This window comes from Marinicella pacifica, assembly GCF_014636635.1.
GTDB lineage: Bacteria > Pseudomonadota > Gammaproteobacteria > Xanthomonadales > Marinicellaceae > Marinicella > Marinicella pacifica.
In genome coordinates this window covers 1-2,318 of sequence record NZ_BMEO01000033.1, presented here as the reverse complement: position 1 = coordinate 2,318, position 2,318 = coordinate 1, and the positions used below count along the sequence as shown (strand labels likewise).

The 2,318-nt window shown below is 40.1% G+C and carries 1 protein-coding gene and 1 pseudogene; both read left to right on the top strand.

Going from position 1 to position 2,318, the window contains the following annotated elements; all coding sequences use genetic code 11:
* Positions 1-73: 73 nt before the first annotated feature.
* Positions 74-448 (top strand): annotated as a pseudogene (locus IEV16_RS13255) (transposase); the annotation flags it as partial.
* A gap of 310 nt (positions 449-758) precedes the next feature.
* The coding region (locus IEV16_RS13250) for a DUF11 domain-containing protein (RefSeq protein WP_188366197.1) at positions 759-2,318 on the top strand (1,560 nt) is incomplete at its 3' end.

Genomic DNA, 2,318 nt, shown 5'->3' with positions numbered 1-2,318 from the left:
CATTGGCCAAAAGGCTAAAGTTAACTAAAAACCATTGAAATAAATGGGGCGTTCATATATGTCCTGGATTACTGTCCATGACATTCATTACCTCAACGACGTAAAACACTTGATGAGCAACTGTGAACTGAATGCTGATAAAGGCTACCTGAGTCACGAGGTCCAAGTTGATTTATTCCAGTCCAGCAATATCAAACTCTATGTGCCCATGAGAAAAAATCAAAGCAATTACAAGATGTTACCTTGGGTCGTGCGGAAAACAAGAAAGCGAATAGAAACGTTATTTTCTCAATTGTGTGACCAATTCATGATACGCAGAAACTATGCCAAATCATTCAAAGGCTTTGCTGCAAGAGTACTGGCAAAACTCACCGCATTGACGACAATACAGTGGATAAATTACCTCGAAAACAGAAATATCAACAACCTAAAAATCAAAATCGCCTAAATGCACCACGGGTTATCTTTAATTTGATAATTGGGTGCAATGGGCAATGTATTTCAACTTGTAAAACAAATCACGTATATAGCTAATGAAATTTTTATGACACAAATGTCAATTTGTTGGATAGAAATGTCAATGTTTGCTGCTCTCTTAAAATTTTACAAAAATTTTCAAATTTTAAAATTATCATTATCCTCTTGGATATCATAGGGTTAAGGTTTGAATCTGTGACGAACATCGTGTTTTTGAAGGGGTTCAGTTGTAGTTTAAGTAAAAAATCGTGTAGAATCTTATTTTTTTTATAAGGCAGGGTATGACGGTGAAACTTAAAAAACTTATTCTTCTTTTTTTACTATTGGTGAATGTCAATGCATTTGCTCAAATTGACAGGGCATATACGCCAAGGTTCAGTACCAATGATTTTGGAAACATCGCCTTAGTAGGTAATGGTTTGCTAACTTGTGATGCAGGAAATGCAAACTGTGGCGATATCCAAAGCGGTACTGTAAGTGGTGGTAATAACCAGCAAATGGCATACGTCAATGTTGATGTAGGTGCCGGATTCAGTAACTCGTCTAGTGCTGATTTGAATTTGCCAGCAGGGTCAACTGTATTATTTGCTGGTTTATATTGGGGCGGACGTGATGATGAAAATGAAGCCAATCGTGGCACCATTCAAATGCGTGAGCCGGGTGCAGGCAGTTATTCGGCTGTCAATGCCACAGTAATTGATACATTTGCTACTCAAGGTGCTGTGGGTTCTAGGCCATATCAGGCTTTTGCTGATGTGACATCACGGGTGCAAGCTGCCGGTAATGGAACATACTTTGTTGGTAATTTGAGTGCTGAGACCGGAAATGATGGTCTTGGTTTTTATGGAGGATGGTCGTTGACTGTGATATATCAAGACATCAATCAGCCATACCGTCGATTGATGATCTATGATGGTGCCGCGCGAGTCAGTGGAAGCACCACTGTAACAGTAAATGTGACAGGACTTTTAACACCAGCATCAGGGAGTTTTGATACATTCCTGGGTGCTTTGGTTTGGGAGGGTGATCAAAATATCGTTGGTGATCGTTTTGTTTTTGAAGGTAATACCATCAATGATTCATTGAACCCTAACAATAACTTTTGGAACAGTTCGAATACGCGTTTAGACAGCACATATGTTGATCGTTCGCCTTCTTATGTCAATCAACTGGCAATGGACTTGGACTATATTGACGTCTCAGGCTTGTTAGCCAATAGTGTTACTGGAGCTCAAATAGATTTTGTAACATCTGGAGACACTTATTTTCCTAATGTTTTGGCTTTTGCCACAGATTTATTCGTTCCAGACTTGGTTTCTTCTTTGTCAAAAACTGCTGTTGACTTGAATGGTGGTGATGTTGAGCCAGGTGATGTGATTGAATATACAATTACATTTGAAAATACAGGAGCGGATGGTGCGACAAATACAGTTTTAAGTGACGTTATCCCGGTAAACACCACTTATGTTCCGAATTCTATAAACGTGACATCAGCAGATGTAGGGTCTTCAGGACCACAAAACGATACCGTTGGAAATGGTGAATGTGGTTTTGATGGGACAACCGTGATCTGCGGATTAGGTGCAGGTGCCAGCAATGGAAACGGCGGAACTTTCTTGCAGAATGAAGGTGCGACTTTTGTTTTCCGAGTAACCGTTGACGCCAACGCACCTGCGGGTGACATCACCAATACGGTAGACGTATTGCACAATTCACAAACATTTCCTGCTGATGAATTTACGGGTTCGACAGATGCCACAATTACTGTATCTTCAAACCCTTCATTGATCATTGATAAAGTTTTGGACACATACGTTGATAACGACACCTCAGGTGACATC